Below are 20,406 nucleotides of genomic sequence, written 5' to 3'. Positions count from 1 at the left end.
ACGGACTCGAGTACCGAGAGCATCACGGTCGGTGAAGAAATACGGAGGCCGGATACGTACCGCCTCCGGCGGGGCGGGCAGACACTGTGGAAACGGGGAACGGGACGCCGAGCAGGCGTCCTCGGCCGGTTACTGGCCGCCACCGGTGGGGCGGTACTGAATTCGAGGGCAGAGAGACGTATAATTATGCAGCCGGTTCGATCAGTTGGGTCCCGCGTACCCTGCGTTAGGTGGTCCTTACTTGTCGAATTCGTCCTCCCAGCGGAACCGTCCGTCTCGCTGGACGACCTCGCCGTCTATCTCGAGGCGGGAGTCCTCGCCGACGTCGGTGATCAGGTCGACGTGGACGGCCGACTCGTTCCCCGATTGGCCGTCGGGAAGACACGCGTCGTACGCCCGCCCGAGCGCCAGGTGGACGGTCTCGGCCATCTTCTCGTCGAAGAGGATGTTATCCGTGTAGCGATCGATTCCGTGGTTCATTCCGATCCCCAGTTCGCCCAATCTGCGTGCACCGTCGTCGGTTTCGAGAACGTCGCCGATCACGTCCGCACCCCGTTCGGCGTCGTAGTCGACGACGTCGCCGTCATCGAACTCGAGGCGAACACCACGGACTGCTTCGCCTCGAACCGTCATCGGCACGTCGAACGTGACCTCGCCGTCGGTCGCGGACGGGGCGGTGAAGACCTCGCCGCTCGGCAGGTTGTGTGAGTCGTAGGCGACCGACGCGGCGCTGTTGACCGCGGTGCGGTCGTCGATTCGCATCGTGAGGTCCGTCCCGCCAGAGACGAGGCGAACCTCGCAGCCGTCGTCGAGAAGGTCTTTCAGCCGCGCCATCTCCGCGGCCAGGGACTCCCAGTCGCGCAAGATCGCGTCGTAGGCGAACTCCTGGTACTCCGCGTAGGCCATGCCGGCCTGCTGGGCGAGCGAGCGAGTCGGGTGAACGGTCGAGACCCAGCGCGTGTCGTAGCGCGCTTCCCGGATTTCGGTTCTGGCGGTACGATACGCGTTGCGGGTTTCACTCGAGACGTCCGCGAGCGCGCTCGTGTTCCGGCCGCCGCCGAGCGAGAGGTAGGCGTCGGCCTCCTCGAAGAGTGCGAGTTCGTGTGTGGAATCGCCGTCGAACTCGTCGTCGTGTGCGCGGAGATAGGCCCGGGTAACTTCCCCGGAGCCGTACGTTGCGAGCAGGTTGGCTCCGCGCTCGCCGAGTTTCTCGGCGACTGCGACGGCGAGATCGTGCGCTTCGGGCCCGACCGAGAGGACGACGTCGTCACCTGTCTCGACGCGGGCACTCCAGTCGACCAATACGTCGGCGTGTTCGCGTACACGTTCGTCCATGCCTGTGCGTACAAACGACGGAAACCGTATAGTACCAACTGAACCGATCTCCACGACGGTCCAGCGAACCGACGACGAGATGGAGGACGGGCCGCGTCGCACGACGAACAGACTGCAGGCCGTATCAGGCGGGCGCCTCCGCGACGGTGCCGCCGTCGCGCGAGCGAACGAACGTGACGACGGCGTAGACGACGGGCGTATCGAGGACGGCGATGGCGAGTTTCAGCAGGTACTGACCGACGATCAGTGCGAGGAGTTGATCGGCCGGAAGGACGATACCGACGCCGAGGAGTGCAGGTGCGAGCGCGAACGCGATCGTCACGAAGATGACGGTGTCGATCGCCTGACTCGTCCCGGTCGAGACGAGATTGCGCAGCCAGAGCTTTTCGACGCCGGTGTGGTCGCGGATCCGGTGGAAGATCCAGACGTCCCAGTTCTGACTGACGAGGTAGGCGAAGAGACTCCCGAGGACGACGTTGGTCGATGCGCCGAGTGCCGTCTCGAACGCGGCGGGATCGACGCTCGCCTCGGCCGCCGGCGCGGCGATCGTCGACCAGACGAGCGCCAGGACGACGAAGTTCAGCGCGAACGCAACGTTGACGACGATCTGTGCGGCGCGTTTGCCGTACAGTTCGGTGTAACAGTCACTCGCGACGAACGTCAGGGCGTACGCGAGTGCAGCCCCGGGCAACACGAGTTCGGCCCCGGTCACCGGAAGCGAGGCGGGTAGATCGAAGGCGAGAACCTTCGAAGCGGTCAACTGGGCAGTGACGAGCGCCGCGACGAACAAACCGATCAGCGACACCTGCGTGACAGTCGGCGTCGCTCGTGTCGAGGTCATATTCCTCCATTTCGCCGGGTGTACGTAAATGATACTATTCGAAGCCGCCTCGAGTATTCCATGGATAATACTCGACGATACCCGTTCAGAACCTCGAGTCCGACTACCACGATCACTGACTCGACGTTCGCTATCAGACAAAATCGGACACACGGTCAGTTCGGATCGACGGCCGAGAGCGGATCTGTATTCGAGCTTGGTCCAGTCGACCGGGGTTCGTCCCGGACCGATCGTGCCTGTTCGACCGTCTGACCGCACTTCAGCCCCCAGAAACGTAGTTCTTCTTCGGGTTCGACATCCCCATTCTCTCTACCGTGACAAACCGTTCGGACACACGGTCTTCGAATAGGGAGCCTGTAACGGAAATTCTACGGGAAATTATCGACGATCCGAAACCAAAGTTATAACACAACTGTTATACGTGTGGCAGCGGTTTGTACGGTTGCAATGGCGAAAGGAAACGTTGATTTCTTCAACGACACAGGCGGTTACGGTTTCATTTCGACGGACGACGCGGACGATGACGTTTTCTTCCACATGGAAGACGTTGGCGGTCCGGACCTCGAAGAAGGCACAGACATCGAATTCGACATCGAACAGGCCCCCAAGGGCCCCCGCGCCACCAACGTCACCCGCCTGTAAAACGGCCTCTCACGTTCGGTAACGGGTTTCACATACGACCATTCATTCTTCGGACGAATCGACCTCGAGCTGGTGCTCTATAGTTACGACTGGAACTAGTTCTACGCTGATCGTACAGCCCTCGTGCGATCAGGTGTACACTGACGTTCAGTGGTTACTATATCCGACGACGGTTCCACTGATACCGAACTCTCACCGGCTCGTCTCGTCGAGTGTGATGTGTAATTACTAACAAAAATTCCGTAAGAGAGGCCAGTAATCCCAACGAAACCGGTTCTATGTTCAGATACGCGATAGATAACAAATAGTCACTCCCATGGTGTGATCACATGGGTGAAACATGGACCAACTGACTGGGTTCCAGCGAGACCTCCTGTACGTCATTGCAGGAGCCGATCAGCCGTCTGGACAGGACGTCAAAGAAGACATCGAGACGTACTACAGCGCCGAAATCAATCACGGCCGACTCTACCCGAACCTCGATACGCTCGTCAACAAAGAACTCGTCACCAAAGGCCAACTCGATAGACGGACGAACTATTATGCGATCAGCGATCGAGGTCGACAGGCGATCGAAGACCGACGGGAGTGGGAGAAACAGTTTCTCGATACGTAGCGATCGTAACCACTGACCGTCACACCGATTAGCCGTCGATGAGTACGATCTCCGGGTTCGTCTGCTTGTCGACGTAATTACTGTCACTCGGTGGAACGATTTCCACCTCGAGCGTTCCTGTGTCCTGGTCCTGACGGAGTTCGGCGTCGTCGGGAATCGTTATCGAGGACGAGCCGGTTACGTGGACCGGGTCCTCTAGCTGTGCTGAACCGGCGGAGACGATGACGGTTGCGTCCTCGACGGCGTTTCCTTCTTCGTCGACGACCGTGAACGCGAGCGTTTCGGCCAGATCGCTCTCCTGAAGGACGTGATCGTCCTCCCACTCGACAGTCACTTCTGTCTCGCCGAACTCACCGACGCCCCCGAGCATGTTCATCATGACCGAGAGGGCGGCGATGCCAACGACGAGCGCGATCACGAGCCGGATCGGAAGTCCCTCGATTGCGCGGTCGTCGGATTCGAACGATCGGGATCGGTGCGTCTCGCGGCCGGATCGTAGGGTGACCCGGGTATCGTCTGAACGCATACCCCCTCTCGCCTCCTTTCCGTACTTAAACGTTAGACCGGGAGCAGGTGAAAAGACGAGTCGAGTGGTCGAAGGTTTACATACTGAGAGGAGACCAGAGGGCGTGTGACCGATATCGAGGCACTCGAGTCGTGGATCGAAACGCACGAGCAGCGACTCGCGGCGCTGACGAGACGGATCGAGGCCACTGGCGACTCCGTCGACCGGGAACTGTCGATCGATGACGGGTCTCGAAGATCGCTCGGAACTGGGGCAAAAACGGCGCGGTCGTCGAGGGAGGATCGGTCGGAGGATCTCATAGGGATTATCGTAGGAGTTCATAGTTTCCCGCTGAAGAACCGAGACGCAGTGTCGAAGGCCCGGTTTCGAGACCTCCGGGAGGCTACGATAATCCCTATCAGTTCGCTCGTCCGGCCCCGGTTTCGATGATCCGATACGTTCTCGCCGTTTTGCTGGCGGTCGCCCTCGTTTCTCTGTCCGTCCCCGCGATCGAACACGGCGCGACCGTCAAGAGCGAGCACACGGTCGACCGCGACGTCGCTGCGATCGACCGCGCAGCCACGTCGCTCGTCGCACACGAGGACCTCCCGCCAGATGGACACCCGCCACCCCAGCGGATCGTAACGGTGACGCTTCCGACGGATTCGGTGACGACGACACCGATCGAGCGCTTCGAGATCGAGCGGGCGGGCGCGTATGCGAGCGTCGTCACCGTTTCCCTCGAGGGAACCAGTCCGCGAACGTTCGTAATCGACGCCCCGATAGTCTACGCGACGCCGTCGGAAAACCGGTCGGTCGACCTCGGTGGAACCGGGACGGACGTCGAGCTTCTCTTCCAGCTCGCCGAGGATCCAGCCGGGACCGAGGTCGTCGTCGTCACTCGAAACTGATCTATTGCACATCGACGCCCATACGCTCGCATATTGCCCACCGGCGCTCGCACGACTCGAATTCGGTCACCAAAACGCTCGCTGGCCTCGAGTCGTGTCTGAACAGGAGAGGCGGACGAGACGCCGACGCCGGTCGGTACGATCGATGCCGACCAGTCGGTGATCGCCGTCGGATATCAGTCTGCTGGGTCGGGGATCTGGTCGTCCCCAACGTACGGCAGTTCCTGGGCCTTCTTGCGGACTTCGCCCGCGTTGGACTTCATCAGCGCCGTCGTGTCCCAGACGCCTTCGACGAGCGCCTTGCGCTGGGCTTCGTCGACGGTGACGTCGATTGTCTGTCCACCGTAGGTGACGGTTTCGGCCTCGACGTCGATCTCGATCTCTCCGTCGGGGTTCGCCTCGACCCAGTCCTGCAGTTCCTCGATCGTCTCGCTGTCGGCGGTGACGGTCGGGATGCCGAGCGCCAGGCAGTTACCCGCGAAAATCTCGGCGAAGCTCTCGCCGATGAGCGCGTCGATTCCCCAGCGCATCAGCGCCTGGGGTGCGTGCTCGCGCGAGGAGCCACAGCCGAAGTTGCTGTTGACGACCATTACCGACGAATCCTGGAACCGTTCCTCGTTCATCGGATGCTCCTTGAGGTCGTCGTTCTCGTCGAACCGGAGGTCGAAGAACGCGAACTCCCCCAGTCCGTCGAAGGTGACGACCTTCATGAACCGCGCTGGAATGATCTGGTCCGTGTCGATGTCGTTGCCGCGAATCGGAATCCCCGATCCCGACGCGGAGTCGACCTCGGGAATGTCTACTTCGTTTCCACTCATACCGTCTGCACCTCCGTTAGGTCGCGAACGTCCGTGACTTCGCCCGCGATCGCCGCCGCGGCCACCATCTGCGGGTTCATCAGGACGGTCCGTCCGTCTTTCGATCCCTGTCGGCCGACGAAGTTCCGGTTCGACGACGACGCGCAGGCCTCGTCGCCCTCGAGCTGGTCTTCGTTCATGCCGAGACACATCGAACAGCCGGCGTTGCGCCACTCGAAGCCGGCCTCCTCGAAGACGTCTTTCAAACCTTCCTCCTCGGCGGCCTCCTGGACACGCTGGCTGCCGGGAACGACGAGCGCGCGGACGTCGTCGTGGACCTGGCGACCCTCGACGATCGCCGCCGCTCGACGGAGGTCGGGCATGCGGGCGTTCGTACAGGAGCCGAGGAAGGTGACGTCGATCTCGTAGCCGTCCATCGTCTCGCCGGGTTCGACGCGCATGTGCTCCTGGGCGCGTCGAGCGGTGTCTCGCTTGTCCTCGGGAAGTTCGTCGGGTGCCGGAATCTCCTCAGTGATGCCGATCCCCTGACCGGGAGTCGTTCCCCAGGTGACGACCGGCTCGAGTTCGTCGGCGTCGATCGTGACGACGTCGTCGTACGCCGCGTCGTCGTCCGAGCGGATGGACTCCCAGTAGGGTTTGAGCTCGTCGAACTTCTCGGGGTTCTCCTGGAAGTAGTCGGTCTCCTCGAGCCACTCGTAGGTGGTCTCGTCGGGGTTGACGTAGCCCGCACGAGCGCCGCCCTCGATCGACATGTTACAGATCGACATCCGACCCTCCATGCCGAGGTCCTCGATGGCGGAGCCGGCGTACTCGTAGACGTAGCCGACGCCGCCCTCGGTGCCGAGTCGACGGATGATCTCGAGGATGACGTCTTTCGCCTCGACGCCTTCGCCCAGTTCGCCGTCGACTTCGATCTTGCGGACCTTCTGTTTCTCGAAGGCGAGCGTGCCCGTCGCGAGCACGTCCCGGATCTGGCTGGTGCCGATCCCGAACGCGAGCGCGCCGAACGCGCCGTGGGTACTCGTATGCGAGTCGCCACAGACGATCGTTTTGCCGGGCTGGGTCAGCCCCTGCTCGGGGCCGATGACGTGGACGATCCCCTGGTCGCCGGAGGTCGGATCGGAGAAGTCGATGCCGGCCTCGCGGACGTTCTCCTCGAGTTCGGACATCATCTCTTCGGCCGCGTCCTCCTCGTAGGGTCGGGACTGGTCGGCCGTCGGAACGATGTGGTCGACGGTCGCGTGGGTCAGTTCGGGGTAGGCGACCTCGAGGTCGCGCTCGCGCAGCATGCCGAACGCCTGCGGGCTGGTCACCTCGTGAATGAGGTGGAGACCGACGAACAACTGGTCCTGTCCGGTCGGGAGTTCGGTCACCTTGTGGCGATCCCAGACCTTGTCGTACAGCGTCCCCTCGCTCATTCGTCGTCCCCTACCGGCCGTCGGCCGCGTTCGAAGACGCGGTTCGCGTCGTCGGCCTCGTTCGGCGGCGTGTGATCGACGCCTTTCATCGTCCGTGTCGAGTCCTCGTCCGCGTCGGTCTCCGTAGACCGGTCACCCGCGGCCCGTTCACCGCCGTCTGCGGCCACGATCGGCCCGCGGTTGAACAGCTGTCCGGCCGACCGCCCGGTGTACGGGTTCGTGTGGCTGACGTTTGCCATCGTCCGTTCGTCGTTCTCGGTGTCCGTCTTTCGTGTCATCGTTTTCGTGTTACTCTTTCGCCTGAACGCGTGTGCGCTCCTCGTCGTCCGTTTCGGTCTCCTGTGCGCCCTCCTCCCAGGCGAACAGGGCGCGCAGTCGCTCGCCGACCTGTTCGATATCGTGATCCTTCTCGGCCTGGTTGAGCTGGGTGTAAACCGGTCGGTTCGCCTGGTTCTCCGCGATCCACTCCGTCGCGAACTCGCCGTTTTGAACCTGCTCGAGCACCTCTTCCATGTTGTCGCGGACGTGATCGTCGATCACGTCGTCGCCGCGAGTGAGACCGCCGTACTCGGCGGTGTCGGAGACGGAGTCCCACATCGCGCCGAGTCCGCCCTCGTACATGAGGTCGACGATGAGTTTCATCTCGTTCATGCACTCGAAGTAGGCCATCTCGGGGCTGTAGCCCGCGTCGACGAGCGTCTCGTAGCCGACCTTGATGAGTTCGGCGATACCGCCACAGAGGACGGCCTGCTCGCCGAAGATGTCGGTCTCGGTCTCCTCTTTGAACGTCGTCTCGACGACGCCGGCGCGAGTGCAGCCGATTCCTTTGCCGTAGGCCAGCGCTCGCTCTCTCGCGTCGCCCGTGTAGTCCTGATAGATCGCGAGCAGTCCGGGCGTTCCCTCGTCATTCTCGTAGTTACGACGGACGAGGTGACCCGGCGACTTCGGCGCGATCATCGTCACGTCGACGTGCTCGGGCGGCTGGATCTGGTTGTAGTGGATGTTAAAGCCGTGGGCAAACTGCAGCGTATTGCCCTCCTCGAGTTCGGGTTCGATCTGTTCGTACACCGCGGGCTGGACCGTGTCCGGAACCAGCACCGAGACGACCTCGGCCCGCGCTGCGGCCTCGACCGGCGTCGCGACCTCGAGTCCGTCTTCTTTCGCGGCCGCACGCGAGGAGGAGTCCTCACGGAGGCCAACGACCACGTCGACGCCGCTTTCGTGCAGGTTGAGCGCGTGGGCGTGGCCCTGGCTGCCGTAGCCGAGTACGGCGACCGTGGTGTTTGCGAGGTACGATTCGTCGACGTCGTCGTCGTAGTAGATGTCGGTGGTGAATTCGTCAGTCATCGGTAGGTGTCTGCGTATATGCGTTGGTCTGGTTCGCCGTTTCGGCGGACGATACCTCGGTTGCGGGGCCGGACCCCGCCGTCTCGTCGGTTCCGCGCGCGAGCGCCGTCGTACCGGTTCGCGAGATTTCGCGGATCCCGAACTGGCCGAACGTCTCGATCGCCGCGTCGATCTTCTGTCGCGCGCCCGTTATCTCGAACGTCGCCGTCTCCGGGCTCGAGTCGACGGTCTTTGCGCCGTACATGTCCGCGACGGCGGCGACCTGGTCGGGTCGTTCGGCGTCGACTTTCACGAGCGCCAGCTCCCGGCGCATCGCGTCGGGCGCGAGTTCGCGCACGGAGATCACCGGAATCAGCTTGCGAAGCTGTTTTTTGACCTGGTCGATTCCGGGATCGGGCTCTTCGACGACCATCGTGATCCGCGCGCGGTCGTCGTCGGTGGTGGGACCGACCGTCAGGCTCTCGATGTTGAACTGCCGTCTCGAGAACAGTCCCGAAACCTCGGCGAGCACGCCCGGTTCGTGTTCGACCAGCGCGGAGATGACGGTGCGTCGCGGTTCGTGGGTCGCCTCGACCTCGGGGTCGATGCGGATCCCCTGTTTGTTGCGCCGTCCTTCCGGCGTCGGGCGCTCCTCCGGCGGCGGTCCCTCGAGTCCTCCACTCATAGCTGGTCCTCCGTCAGTGCGAACTGACCGTTGTCGCCACCGCTTGGCACCATCGGGTAGACGTTCGCCTGCGGATCGATGTGGACGTCGATCACGGACGGCCCGTCGTAGGCGATCGCGTCGGCGATGGTGTCGGCGACCTCGTCGTAGTCGTCGATCCGGAACCCTTCTGCGCCGAAGGCCTCGGCGAGTTTGTCGAACTCGGGCATCCAGCCGTAGTCCGACGCGGAGTGGCGACCCTCGAAGAAGGCGTCTTGCCACTGCCGGACCATGCCGATGTACTCGTTGTTGAGCACGGCGACGGTGATGTCGAGGTCCTCGCGGACGGCCACGGACAGCCCCTGTAAGGTCATCAGGAACGAGCCGTCGCCGTCGATGCAGACGACCTCCTGGTCGTCGTCGGCGGCGACCCGCGCGCCGATGGCGGCGGGCAGCCCGTACCCCATCGTTCCGAGGCCGTGACTCGAGACCCACGTCCGGGGCTCGGTGAACGTCCAGTACTGGCAGGCCCACATCTGGTGTTGGCCGACGCCGGTGGTCACGATGGCTCGATCGCTCGTGGCCTCGTCTAACGCCTCCACGACGAACTCCGGTCGGACGGGTTCGTCCTCGGGAGCCTCGTAGGCCATCGAGTAGTCGGACTTCCACTGCTGGCACTGGGCGCGCCACTTGGTCGCCTGCGGCGACGATTCGACGGCCTCGGCCAGTTGTTCGACGACCGTTCCGGCGTCGCCGACCAGCGGGTAATCCGCGTGGATGTTCTTCGAGATTTCGGCGGGATCGATGTCGACGTGGATGACCTCCGCGTCGGGCGCGAAGGTCTCGATGCCGCCGGTCAGGCGGTCGTCGAACCGGGTGCCGATCGCGATCAGCGTATCGCAGTGGGTGATCGCCATGTTGGCGTAGCCGGTGCCGTGCATGCCCGCCATCTCCATGGCGAGTTCGTGGTCTTCCGGGAACGCGCCGATCGCGGGCATCGTCGTGATGACCGGGATCTCGTGTTCGATAGCGAACTCGCGACAGACGTCGCTTGCCTCGCCTTTGATGACGCCGCCGCCGAGCAACAGCGCGGGTCGGTTCGCGTTCTCGATCCGCTCGGCCGCGGCCGCGACGGTCTCCGGGTCGGCCCGTTCCTGAACCTCGTAGGTGTCGGGCACGCGCGGCTCGTCGGGTTCGCGGTCGGTGTCGGCGTTCGTGACGTCTTTGGGCAGGTCGACCAGCGTCGGCCCGGGCCGCCCTTCGCGGGCGAGCGCGAACGCTTCGCTCACGTCGGTCCCGACGCGGTCGGCGTCCGCGGAGAAGGTGTTGTCCTTCGTCACCGGCGTGGTGACGCCGACCGTGTCGGTCTCCTGGAAGGCGTCGTTGCCGACGAACTCGGTCGGAACCTGTCCCGTCAGCGCGAGCATGGGGTCGGAGTCCATGTCGGCGTCGGCGATACCGGTGACGAGGTTCGTCGCACCCGGCCCCGACGTCGCGAGACAGATGCCCGGCTCGCCCGAGACGATGCCGTAGGCGTCGGCCGCGTGAGCCGCCCCCTGCTCGTGGGCCATCGTGATGTGGTAGATGTCCGAATCGTAGAGGGCGTCGTAGACGGGCATGATCGCACCGCCCTGCACGCCGAAGGCGTACTCGACGCCCGCGTTCTCGAGGGCTCGAACGACCGCTTCGGCACCCGTCGTGACGGGGGTCGGCGTCGTCTCCGACCCCGCTTCGCCGTCGGTCGCCGGTGGCTCGTCGGCCGCCGGCTCGTGGTCGTCGTGCTGTTCTTCGGTCGAGGTAATCGGTGCTGCGCGTTCGCTCATCGATTATCTCCCACCGCCGTGTGGCGGTCCGTTGGTCGCGGTGTTCGGTGTGGTGTCATCTGCTGTTTGACTGGTCGCTCTGAAAACGGTGCGAACGTGAAACCGGATCGACGGGATAAGGAGTAAGGGGCTAGGCCGCCCCTACAATACGAATCGAAGCGAACGCGCCGGTGTCGACCGTGTGAACGGACTGACGAGCGCGTCGAGTCATCGTTAGTATCGTAGCTCCCTCGAGGGATATAACTTTTGTGAGTCTCCGCGCACGATCTCGAGCGCCGTAGCCGGTGCTCGCGAACGGTGGCAAACGGGGAGGACATCGTTTAGATGCGCACCTCCTCCTGTTCGTGCGTGCGTTCGACGCCGGCTTCCTCGGCGAACCGTTCCAGGTCGTCGACCGTGACCCGACGTTTCTCCGCGCCGTAGTCTTTGACGCGCCGGGTCACCGCCTTGACCTGCTTGGCCGTTGGGTCGAACCCGCACTCGAGCAGACGCTCCCGGACCGAGTGGGTGCCGGTGTGTTTGCCCATGACCAGTCGCCGCTCCGCGCCGACCATCTCGGGGGTCATGACGCCGGGTTCGAAGGTATCAGAGTTCTCGATGACGCCGGCGGCGTGGATGCCGCTCTCGTGGGAGAAGGCGTTGTCGCCGACGATGGGTTTGTTGCCCGGCGTCGGCATCCCGCTTTTCTCCTCGACGATCTCCGAGAGTTCGATGATTCGCGTCGTATCGATACCGGTGTCACACTGGTAGAGCGACTCGACGGCCATCACGAACTCCTCGTAGGCGGCGTTGCCGGCGCGCTCGCCGATCGAGTTGACCGAAACCTGGGCCTGATCGGCACCGGCCTCGATGCCAGCGAGCGCGTTAGCGGTGGCCAGCCCGAAGTCGTCGTGCGTGTGGACGTCGATCCGCGCGTCCGTGTGGGCACGAACCTTCTCGATCATGGCCCGGAACCGACCAGGGGTGGCGACCCCACAGGTGTCGGGAATGTTGATCCAGTCGGTTCCCGCCTCGGTGACCGCCTCGATCACGTCGATCAGGAACGCTTCGTCGGTTCGCGTCGCGTCCATCGGCGAGAACATACACGTCGCCCCCGCCGCTTTGATGCGCTCGACCGACTCGACTGCGCGCTGTACGACCTCGTCTCGCGTGGCGTGCATCGAATCCTCGATCTGGACGTCGCTGGTACTCACGAACGTGTGTACCATCTCGACCTCGGAGTCGAGTGCGGCTTCGATGTCCGCGTCGACGACGCGGGCCAACCCGCAGGTGGTCGTCGACGTCGAGGAAGCGATGTCACGAACGGCTTCGAACTCCGCGTCGGAGTTGACGGGGAAACCAGCCTCTATGACGTGGGTTCCCATCTCATCCAGAATCGAAGCGATCTGCCGTTTGTCGTCGTACGAGAACGACGTTCCGGGCGACTGTTCGCCGTCCCGGAGGGTGGTATCGAAGACACGTGCTGACTCTATTTCGTCAGTGGAATCTAACGTGCCCTGGAAGAACTCGACCCCCCTGATTGGTATCAGAGGATGAGCTGTCTGGTGAAGACATTGTATCCGATTCGAGGTTCGACGACATATATAAAGGTGACGCTGTTTCGACCGGGTGGCTGACTGTCACCACAACACACGATCCCTCGAAAACCGAAAAAACGCCAGACACCAACGGCCTAATATTTGACTTACGTGCTAGTACTGTACTGGTGGGCGACCACCGTCGACCGACGACGAGGGGGGTCGACACACATATTTGGCCGATCGACCGGTGAAATTCGGTCGGGCGCGCCAGCGCGCACCCCGAACTGAACACCCAGTCACTCCGGATCCCGCTGCCGCCAATGGAATCTTCGATCGTGAGATTATGAGGGTATTCAGTGGACAATCGTGTTTCGATGATCGGTCGATCAATGTTGTTTGCCGCTCGACCGATCCGTTCCGTTCGCCGCTCGGTCGGACCGTCCCATTCACTCGCGTTCACTCGAGGGCATCCCGATGGGATTCGTACCGGCTGACGTACCGGTCCTCACAGGACGGACAGCAGAACGTCTTGGTCTCGCCGCCGACCGTCGTCGTGACGCCGTCGCCGCTGACGGTCTTCCCGCAGACGACACACTCGAGCGCGAAGTCCGTCGCCGAGACGCCCACGGCCCGGTCAGATCGGGCGAGGACGGTCACCTCGTACCCCCGAACGGTCTCGAGGTCGAGTCCGGACTCGAGCCACGAACGGACGTACGTATCGGGGAGCATTGCGTGGACGACGATACGACCGTCGACGCCCTCGAAGAGCGCCTCGATCTCCTCGAGTTCGGCGACGGCCGCGTAGACGTCGTCGACGGCCGTCGGAACCGGCTCGAGTTCGACGAGAACGGGCGTGTTGCCCCGAAGTTTCTCTCGATCGACGTCGATCGTGAATCCCTGGATGATCCCCTGTTCCTCGAGCCGGGAGATACGGTCGGAGACCGCCGGCGGCGTCAGGCCGACGTTATCGGCGATCTCCTTGTACGGACGCCGGGCGTCCTCGGTGAGCAACTCGAGGATCTCGAGGTCGGTATCGTCGAGATCGCGCATAGCCGTCGATTGGGCCGGGTCGCGTAAGAGTGTACCCGTCGATCAATTCGCGGCCGGCTTCTCACCGCCCCTCGACAGGTCGAGTCGGGCGGGCGAGTGCAACCTCGAGTCGACCGAAACCGCCGACGACGAAGGCTCGAGTCGAAACAGAACAGGGTCGAGACGGCCAACTGAACGGCTGCGAACCGCTCGAGTCAGCTGGCGGAGCGACTCGGGGTCCAGTCGAAACAGAGGAACGTTTTTGCCGCCGCGGTTCGAGCCAGCCAGTATGAGCGATTTCGACCTCGACCTCCGGACGGTCGAGGAACACATCGACGAGGAACTCGACCTCGAGGGAAGCATCGTCCTCGGCGTTCTCGACGGCACGACCTCCGCCGAAGAGTGGCTCGAGACCATCTCGAAAGGAAACGTCCTGTTGCTGTGCGTCGAAGGCGACGTCAACGACCTGGCCAGTGGCTTCGCCCGCGACGTCCGCGAGTCGGGCGGAAACCTCGTCCACTTCCGCGGGTTCCTGATCGTGGCCCCGCCGGGGGTCGACGTCGATACGGATCGGCTGTAGCTCCTCGAGACGTTCCGCAAACGCAGCGACCGAACGAACGCAGCGACCGAACGAACGCAGCGACCGAGCGGTCGAAAAACGAGGGCACGGACGTGACGACCGGATCGACGCCGTCTATTGGAACCCGTCAGTTCGTCGTAAACGTCAGGAAGTGTCCGTCCGGGTCGCGGACGACGACCCGCTCGTCGGCGACGTGATCGACGCGCCGGACGTCGTCAGAGACCGCCTCGAGCGCCGCGGTCGGCTCGCTCGTTTCGAACCCCAGATCGACGTGGACGCCGCCGCGGGCGTCGGCGATCCCGAGGTGTGGCTCCCAGAGTTCGAGGTCCATCGGACCGGTCATCCGCACCCGCTCGCGGCCGTTGCCGGCGTCGACTTTCTCGAACCCCAGGCTCGCGTAGAACGCCTCGGATCGCTCGAGATCCTCGACCTCGAGGACGACCTCGAAGATTCCGTCGATCCCCGGCCCCTCGACGTCGCGCTGGCCCAGTTCGACGCAGTGACCGTCCGGATCGTAGAGGTACAGCGACTTCGCGGAGCCGAACTGTGCCTCCTCGAGGTCGTACTCCTCGCCCAGACGGGCCCACCAGTCGTCGTACTCCGCGGCCGGAATCGAGAACGCGTAGTGGGTGTGCACGCCGCCGCGGGGAAATTCGGACGGCCGTCGGCAGACGAAATCCGTCTCGCCGGCCGCGAAGACGAGTTCCCGCTCCCCGTGCGACCGGAGTTCCATCGACAGCGTCTCGCCGTAGAATTCCCGCGCCCGCTCGAGATACTTTACCTCGAGGGCGAGCCAGGAGAGTCCGGTGAGCATGCGCTCGTGTACACGCGGGAGAACCATATACTGTCGGCCGGAAACGAGTTACCGAAACAGCCATCGATATATCCGAGAGCTGCCAGAATTTGGCTACTATCGCACTCGAGGAGGGACGAACGCCGGTCAGTTCTTCGAGTTGGACCGATACTCCTTGCAACCGCCGCGGAAGCGACTACATTCTGCGCTTCGCCCATCGACGCAGAGGTCCAGATCCCGGTATTCCTCCGCGAGGACGTCGTCGAGGATATCGATCTCCCGATCGCCGTAGTCACTATGCGCGATGAAATACGGGACGATGTACTGTTCGGCGATCCGTCGCCCGCACAGCCCCTGTTGTTTGAATTGCAGTACTTCCTCTCGAATGTCTTCACGGGTCGGTTCTTTGCCGAGATCCATCTCGGCGACGCGCCCCTGGGACAGCCCCGTAACGATGCGGCCCGGTTCGATCATTTCGTGTCTGGAGCCACGCCCAGGATGGTCAAATAGTTGTCGTCGATTCGAGTCACTCGAACCGTGCTACCGTCTGGCGATCGGGTGTTCAGTGACGGACAGTGGCGACTGTCGCTGACGGGTTACTCGACATCGGTGCCGTAGAGTACCGCCAAGAGAAATAGCAATACGGTTTCCGCCGTCTTGCTAACCATCGCGATGGTATCGGCCTGAAGGTGGGCGACCATCGATTCGACGAGTCCCACGTCGTCGTGATGGTGTGGATCGATGTGCGGCCAAAACGCGCCGTGATCGAGGACGGTGTGCCAGGCAACGTATCCGAGCAGATACACTCCCATCAGCGCGATTCCCAGTAGGTAAACCCGCCGTTTCCCGACACCCTTGAAGGCCAGAACGATGCCAGCGAAGATCGCCAGTCCGGAACCGACGAACAGTGGCGGACGCGGATCGTACACGGTTCCGTATTCGATGTAGCGGAGTAGGTGTTCGTACCCGTACTCCGGATGCAAGAGGTGGAGCCAGGCAACGAGGACCGCGAGCCCGCCGGCACAAACCCGTAAGAACCGAGTGTGGTGCTCGTCGAGAGATCTCGAGATCTCGGTGACGTCCGCGACCATGGCGACTGATATCGGCCCACTGTCAAAGTCGGTTCGGTGTTTAAGGCGGTGGGCGATCTGTACCGGCGCAAGTCTTTCGACGCTCCGCGTGAATGAGCGAAACGAATGGGTTCTTGCGATCTCTGTGACCTCCCCACGCCCGATCCGCCCGTCACGGACGACGATGTCGATGGGTGCTTTTGCTGTCGGGGATGCTGTACGGTCGCAGCGAGACTCGACCAGGTCGATGGACCCGCAGCGTCGTCAGTGGACTCACTCGAGCAAAACTCCGACGACGGGGACGCTCCGGACGACGCCCTCGAGACGTATCTCGCCGTGAGCGGAATGCACTGTACGACTTGCGAGGCGTTTCTCAGGCTGTGTGCCGACGATATTGACGGCATTTACGTAGTGGACGCCAACTACGCGATGGGGATGGCCCGGGTCGTCTACGACCCGGACGCGGTGTCCGAAGCCGAGCTCCCGGAGGTACTGTCAGGACACGGCTACACGGTCCAGTTTCGTGACGACGCTGGAGATCCAAGCGTCGACGATGCCGCCAGAGAGCGCCAACGTGACACCATCCAGCGGCTGATCGTCGGCGGGTTCTTCTCGATGCTCGTGATGCCGTGGTACTTCTTCTTTCTCTATCCCAGCTACCTCGGTATGGAGATGGGGCTGCTCTTTACCGACGCCGCGACTCCCCTCACGCTCTACCTCCCGATGGTGTTCATCGGTCTGTTCACGTCCGTCGTGCTCTTCTATACCGGCTTTCCCGTACTCCGAGGCGCCTGGGTGAGCATTACGACGAGACAGCCGAACATGGACCTGCTTGTATCGGTTGCAGCACTGTCGGCGTACGCGTACAGTACGGTCGCGATGACGACTGGCAGCACGCACCTGTATTACGACGTCAGCGTCGCGGTGATCATGGTCGTCACGGTCGGCCGATACTACGAGGATCGAATTCGACGACGAGCGACGGACGCCATCTCGACGCTGACGACCGCCCGCGTCAGCGACGCCACACGACTCACCGCCGACGGCAGGGAAACCGTCTCCGTCGGTTCGGTCGAGCCGGGTGATCGACTCGTCGTCGCACCCGGAGAACGCGTTCCCGTGGACGGCACCGTCGTCGAGGGAGTTGCGGACGTCGACGAGTCTGTCTTGACCGGCGAGTCGCTGCCGGTAACGAAAGAACCGGGTGACGAGGTCGTTGGCGGATCGGTCGTCGCCGACGACGCCCTCGTCGTCGAGGTCGGCCCCGAGGCGGAGAGCACCGTCGACCGGATCGCGTCGGCGCTGTGGGAGATCCAGAGTCGGTCGCCGGCAGCCCAGCGACTGGCGGACGCACTCGCGACGGTTTTCGTCCCGCTGGTACTCGTCCTCGGGACGAGCGTCGCGCTCTGGCAGCTCCTGACCGGCGGCACCGTCGCCGCCGCCTTGCTGGCCGGCCTGACGGTCCTGGTCGTCTCGTGTCCGTGTGCGATGGGTCTGGCGACGCCGCTTGCGATCTCCGCCGGGTTGCGCGACGCACTCGAGCGAGGCGTCGTCGTCACGAACGAGTCGGTCTTCGAGACCGCACCCGACGCCGACGTCGTCGTCTTCGACAAGACCGGGACGCTGACGACGGGGACGATGCACGTGACCGACGTCGCCGGATCGGACGAGACGTTACGGATGGCGGCTGCAGTCGAGCGGTTCGCCAGTCACCCCGTTGCCGAGTCGATTCTGGAGGCGACTCTCACCGACTCGACCGGTGACCGCTCGAGAATAACCACTGACGGCGGCGTCCCGGACGTCGAACCCGAATTTCGAGACGACACCGCCGCCGAACGTAAACTGCCCGATGCAGAGGAGTTCAGCCGCCACCCCGGCGAGGGTGTCTCAGCGACGATCGGTTCGCGGCGGGTCGTCGTCGGGACGCCGGACCTGGTGGAGCGGGAAGTGGGGGCCATCCCCCAGAACCTCGCCGCTCACGTCGCCGCGGTCGATCGCCAGGGCGGGTTACCGGTCGTTGTGGGCTGGGACGGCCGGGCCCGGGGCGTCGTCACGATACAGGACCGGGAGCGAGCCGAGTGGGAATCCGCGATCGAGACGGTCAGCGACTGTGAAGTGGTCGTCCTCACCGGGGACGACGGAGCGAGCGCAGAGCGATTCCGGGACCACCAGGCCGTCGACCGCGTGTTCGCCGGCGTCCCGCCGGACGGAAAGCTCGAGACCGTTCGCCGTTTCGTCGCGACCGGGACGACGGTGATGGTCGGCGACGGTACCAACGACGCACCGGCGCTGGCGGCGGCCGACCTGGGGATCGCGATGGGCGACGGGACCGCTCGCGCCGCCGACGCCGCCGACGTCGTGGTCACCGACAGCGACCTCACGGCGCTCGAGGACGTCTTCGCCCTCGCGACGGGGACGCGTCGGCGGATTCGGGAGAACATCTGCTGGGCGTTTCTCTACAACGCCGTCGCGGTCCCGCTCGCCGTCGTCGGCCTCATCAATCCCTTCTTCGCCGCGCTGGCGATGGCTGCCAGCAGTATCATCGTGGTCTCTAACTCACGGCGGACCGTGATCCGGTGATCTCGAGAGTCTGACATTCGGTCGTAGCACTGCCAGGGTTGTCCCGGCGAAGCCGGTATTTTCCGCCCATTGGGCTCTCTTCTGTCCGACCAGTTCACTGCAGTGCCACCCGGGGTATAAATAGACCCACGATATCGCGGGTAGATTGTCAACGATTCTTGGTATCCAGGAATCTCTTGGCCCATATATGATCCTCGTACTCCTACTGTTAGGTGTGAACGACGATGTCCCAATCACCCACTCTCCACCGACGACGCATGCTGCAGGTACTCGCCGCTAGTGGTACCGCCGCGGTTGCAGGCTGTATGGCTACTGACAACCCTACTGACGAGGACACGAAGCCGTCCGACGACGGCAGCGACGACGAGGGTCTCCCCGCTGCTGAACCCGTCGACGTGGACACTATCGGTGGCGACCCCACAGACGTCCCCCCACCGGTCGACTGGGACGAACCCCGCACCCACGACCTCACCGTCGAATGCAGCGAACACGTCGCTGAAATCGAGCCGGGCGCCACGTTCCACTTCATGACGTTCGAGGGGCAAGTCCCCGGACCGATGATTCGGGTCCGCGAAGGCGACACGCTCAACCTGACGTTTCGCGTGCCCGAGGAGTCGAACATGCACCCACACAACATCGACTTCCACGCCGTGTACGGGCCGGGCGGCGGAGCCGAACACACGACGCTCGCTCCGGGCGACGAGGAAGCGACCATCTCCGCCACGATGGACTACGCGGGCGTCCACATCTACCACTGTGCCGTCCCCAACATGGACCACCACATCAGTGCGGGCATGTTCGGAGCCATCCTCGTCGAACCCAGAGACGGACTCCCCGAGGTCGACCGCGAACTCTACCTCGGCCAGCACGAACTCTACACGGATGGCGACACCGGGGAAGAAGGACACCACTCGTACGACTTCGACGCCGGAGCCGCGGAGGACCCAACGTACGTCCTCTTCAACGGCGAAGCGTACGGATTCACCGAAGACGGTACCCAGGGGCCGATGCACGCCGAAGTGGGCGAGACGGTTCGCCTGTACTTCGCTAGTGGCGGTCCTAACCTCACCAGTGCCGTCCACCCCATCGGGAACGTCTTTAGTCGCCTCTACCGCGATGGCGACCTCCTGAGCGACCCCGCACGAAACGTCGAAACGACGCCCGTCGCACCCGGGACGGTCACCATGGGCGAAATGGAGATGAAAGTTCCCGGACCCGTGAAGGTCGTCGACCACGCGCTCTCCCGCGCCGGCCGCAAGGGAGCCCTCGCGGTCATCGACGTCGAAGGGGAGGAAAACCCCGATATCTACGACGCGAGCGGCGAATAACTGCCCCGCGGCCCATTCACACTATGGTCGTCCCAATCACACTATCACGACGGAGGCTGCTGGCCGCGAGCGCCTGCTGTGGCGCGGGCACGCTCGCTGGCTGTCTGGCCACTGAGAGCGGAGATGACGGCGGGTTGCCGATGCAGGTCACCGTCGAGATGATGTCACAACCGCAGCCACAGTTCGAACCACGACTGGTTCACATCGCGGTTGGCGGTACCGTCGAGTGGAAACTCCATTCGGGCGACCACGATGCCACGGCGTACCACCCGGACACGCACGGCCCTCTCCGCATCCCCGAAACGGCGGAGTCGTGGGCCAGCCCCGAACTCACAGCGGTCGGATCGACGTACGAGCGCACGTTCGAAGCCGAGGGCGTCTACGATTACGTCGATACGACGGCCGTCTGCATCGCCCACGAGGTAGTTGGGAGCGTCGGCCGCATCATCGTTGGCTGGCCCGACTACGACCCCGAGACCGAGCCTGCGCTGCGGGAACCACAGGAGGAACTCCCGAACGTCGCCCGGAGCCGAATAGCCGACCTGAACGAACAGACACGCGAAATCCTCACCGAGGAACCCCCCGGAGACCAATGACACCCCTTTCC

Annotated in this window: 21 protein-coding genes; 7 read left to right on the top strand and 14 right to left on the bottom strand. The window is 63.5% G+C overall.

The annotated features are described in order from the left end of the window. Window positions 1–237 precede the first annotated feature (237 nt). Window positions 238–1,335 (bottom strand): aminopeptidase, encoded by a 1,098-nt coding sequence (locus EA473_RS20160; RefSeq protein ID WP_124197421.1) that lies wholly within the window; start codon window positions 1,333–1,335, stop codon window positions 238–240. Between the two features lie 124 nt (window positions 1,336–1,459). Next, the gene (locus EA473_RS20155) at window positions 1,460–2,176 is read right to left on the bottom strand and encodes a queuosine precursor transporter (protein ID WP_124197420.1); all 717 of its coding nucleotides are present in this window, start codon (window positions 2,174–2,176) and stop codon (window positions 1,460–1,462) included. A 447-nt stretch (window positions 2,177–2,623) separates the two neighbouring features. Between EA473_RS20155 and EA473_RS20150 the strand changes: the two genes are divergently transcribed. Together EA473_RS20150 and EA473_RS20145 are read left to right on the top strand one after the other, a co-directional pair. Then, on the top strand, window positions 2,624–2,818 hold the full coding sequence (locus tag EA473_RS20150) for a cold-shock protein (protein WP_006087767.1): 195 nt from the start codon (window positions 2,624–2,626) through the stop codon (window positions 2,816–2,818). 340 nt (window positions 2,819–3,158) lie between these two features. Next, the gene (locus tag EA473_RS20145; protein WP_124197419.1) at window positions 3,159–3,434 is read left to right on the top strand and encodes a PadR family transcriptional regulator; all 276 of its coding nucleotides are present in this window, start codon (window positions 3,159–3,161) and stop codon (window positions 3,432–3,434) included. Window positions 3,435–3,462: 28 nt separating this feature from the next. On the opposite strand, the gene EA473_RS20140 is transcribed toward EA473_RS20145, so the two are convergent. Continuing rightward, window positions 3,463–3,960, bottom strand: a complete 498-nt coding sequence (locus EA473_RS20140) for a DUF7382 domain-containing protein (protein ID WP_124197418.1) — start codon at window positions 3,958–3,960, stop codon at window positions 3,463–3,465. 425 nt (window positions 3,961–4,385) lie between these two features. On the opposite strand from EA473_RS20140, the gene EA473_RS20135 reads away from it, so the two are divergent. Beyond that, a complete protein-coding gene (locus tag EA473_RS20135) occupies window positions 4,386–4,850 on the top strand; it encodes a DUF7311 family protein (protein ID WP_124197417.1) in 465 nt (154 codons plus the stop codon). A 176-nt stretch (window positions 4,851–5,026) separates the two neighbouring features. Here EA473_RS20135 and leuD read toward each other — a convergent pair whose 3' ends face one another. The 8 genes from leuD to EA473_RS20095 form a co-directional block, all read right to left on the bottom strand. Beyond that, a complete protein-coding gene (leuD, locus tag EA473_RS20130) occupies window positions 5,027–5,668 on the bottom strand; it encodes a 3-isopropylmalate dehydratase small subunit (RefSeq protein ID WP_124197416.1) in 642 nt (213 codons plus the stop codon). Then, window positions 5,665–7,086 carry a 3-isopropylmalate dehydratase large subunit gene (leuC, locus tag EA473_RS20125; RefSeq protein ID WP_124197415.1) on the bottom strand — a complete coding sequence of 474 codons (1,422 nt, stop codon included), beginning with the start codon at window positions 7,084–7,086 and terminating at the stop codon, window positions 5,665–5,667. The genes leuD and leuC overlap by 4 nt, the downstream gene beginning before the upstream one ends. After that, window positions 7,083–7,364 carry a hypothetical protein gene (locus EA473_RS20120; protein WP_124197414.1) on the bottom strand — a complete coding sequence of 94 codons (282 nt, stop codon included), beginning with the start codon at window positions 7,362–7,364 and terminating at the stop codon, window positions 7,083–7,085. The genes leuC and EA473_RS20120 overlap by 4 nt, the downstream gene beginning before the upstream one ends. A 10-nt stretch (window positions 7,365–7,374) precedes the next feature. Next, window positions 7,375–8,433, bottom strand: coding sequence for a ketol-acid reductoisomerase (gene ilvC / locus EA473_RS20115; protein WP_124197413.1), 1,059 nt, complete (start codon window positions 8,431–8,433; stop codon window positions 7,375–7,377). After that, on the bottom strand, window positions 8,426–9,097 hold the full coding sequence (ilvN, locus tag EA473_RS20110; RefSeq protein WP_124197412.1) for an acetolactate synthase small subunit: 672 nt from the start codon (window positions 9,095–9,097) through the stop codon (window positions 8,426–8,428). Before ilvN ends, ilvC begins: the two co-directional genes overlap by 8 nt. After that, window positions 9,094–10,899 (bottom strand): biosynthetic-type acetolactate synthase large subunit, encoded by a 1,806-nt coding sequence (ilvB, locus tag EA473_RS20105; RefSeq protein WP_124197411.1) that lies wholly within the window; start codon window positions 10,897–10,899, stop codon window positions 9,094–9,096. Before ilvB ends, ilvN begins: the two co-directional genes overlap by 4 nt. Before the next feature lie 320 nt (window positions 10,900–11,219). Continuing rightward, window positions 11,220–12,428 (bottom strand): LeuA family protein, encoded by a 1,209-nt coding sequence (locus EA473_RS20100; RefSeq protein WP_243645328.1) that lies wholly within the window; start codon window positions 12,426–12,428, stop codon window positions 11,220–11,222. A gap of 447 nt (window positions 12,429–12,875) precedes the next feature. Next, window positions 12,876–13,469 carry a winged helix-turn-helix transcriptional regulator gene (locus EA473_RS20095; protein WP_124197409.1) on the bottom strand — a complete coding sequence of 198 codons (594 nt, stop codon included), beginning with the start codon at window positions 13,467–13,469 and terminating at the stop codon, window positions 12,876–12,878. Between the two features lie 268 nt (window positions 13,470–13,737). Between EA473_RS20095 and EA473_RS20090 the strand changes: the two genes are divergently transcribed. Next, on the top strand, window positions 13,738–14,028 hold the full coding sequence (locus EA473_RS20090) for a DUF5779 family protein (RefSeq protein WP_124197408.1): 291 nt from the start codon (window positions 13,738–13,740) through the stop codon (window positions 14,026–14,028). Between the two features lie 127 nt (window positions 14,029–14,155). Here EA473_RS20090 and EA473_RS20085 read toward each other — a convergent pair whose 3' ends face one another. The 3 genes from EA473_RS20085 to EA473_RS20075 all read right to left on the bottom strand — a co-directional run bounded on the left by EA473_RS20085 (window position 14,156) and on the right by EA473_RS20075 (window position 15,912). Beyond that, window positions 14,156–14,842, bottom strand: a complete 687-nt coding sequence (locus EA473_RS20085) for a VOC family protein (protein WP_124197436.1) — start codon at window positions 14,840–14,842, stop codon at window positions 14,156–14,158. Between the two features lie 126 nt (window positions 14,843–14,968). Next, entirely contained in the window at window positions 14,969–15,295 is a 327-nt protein-coding gene (locus tag EA473_RS20080; RefSeq protein ID WP_124197407.1) for a hypothetical protein, read from the bottom strand. Window positions 15,296–15,417: 122 nt separating this feature from the next. After that, window positions 15,418–15,912: a hypothetical protein gene (locus EA473_RS20075; protein ID WP_124197406.1), complete on the bottom strand. Its 495-nt coding sequence runs from the start codon at window positions 15,910–15,912 to the stop codon at window positions 15,418–15,420. A 105-nt stretch (window positions 15,913–16,017) separates the two neighbouring features. Between EA473_RS20075 and EA473_RS20070 the strand changes: the two genes are divergently transcribed. The 3 genes from EA473_RS20070 to EA473_RS20060 all read left to right on the top strand — a co-directional run bounded on the left by EA473_RS20070 (window position 16,018) and on the right by EA473_RS20060 (window position 20,395). Then, window positions 16,018–18,471, top strand: coding sequence for a heavy metal translocating P-type ATPase (locus tag EA473_RS20070; RefSeq protein ID WP_124197405.1), 2,454 nt, complete (start codon window positions 16,018–16,020; stop codon window positions 18,469–18,471). Between the two features lie 257 nt (window positions 18,472–18,728). After that, a complete protein-coding gene (gene nirK / locus EA473_RS20065) occupies window positions 18,729–19,799 on the top strand; it encodes a copper-containing nitrite reductase (protein ID WP_243645327.1) in 1,071 nt (356 codons plus the stop codon). Window positions 19,800–19,822: 23 nt separating this feature from the next. Then, window positions 19,823–20,395 carry a halocyanin gene (locus EA473_RS20060; protein WP_124197403.1) on the top strand — a complete coding sequence of 191 codons (573 nt, stop codon included), beginning with the start codon at window positions 19,823–19,825 and terminating at the stop codon, window positions 20,393–20,395. Window positions 20,396–20,406 lie beyond the last annotated feature (11 nt).

Source organism: Natrarchaeobius chitinivorans (assembly GCF_003841505.1).
GTDB lineage: Archaea > Halobacteriota > Halobacteria > Halobacteriales > Natrialbaceae > Natrarchaeobius > Natrarchaeobius chitinivorans.
The sequence above is the reverse complement of the archived record's forward strand: the minus strand, read 5'-3'. Positions and strand labels throughout refer to the sequence as shown.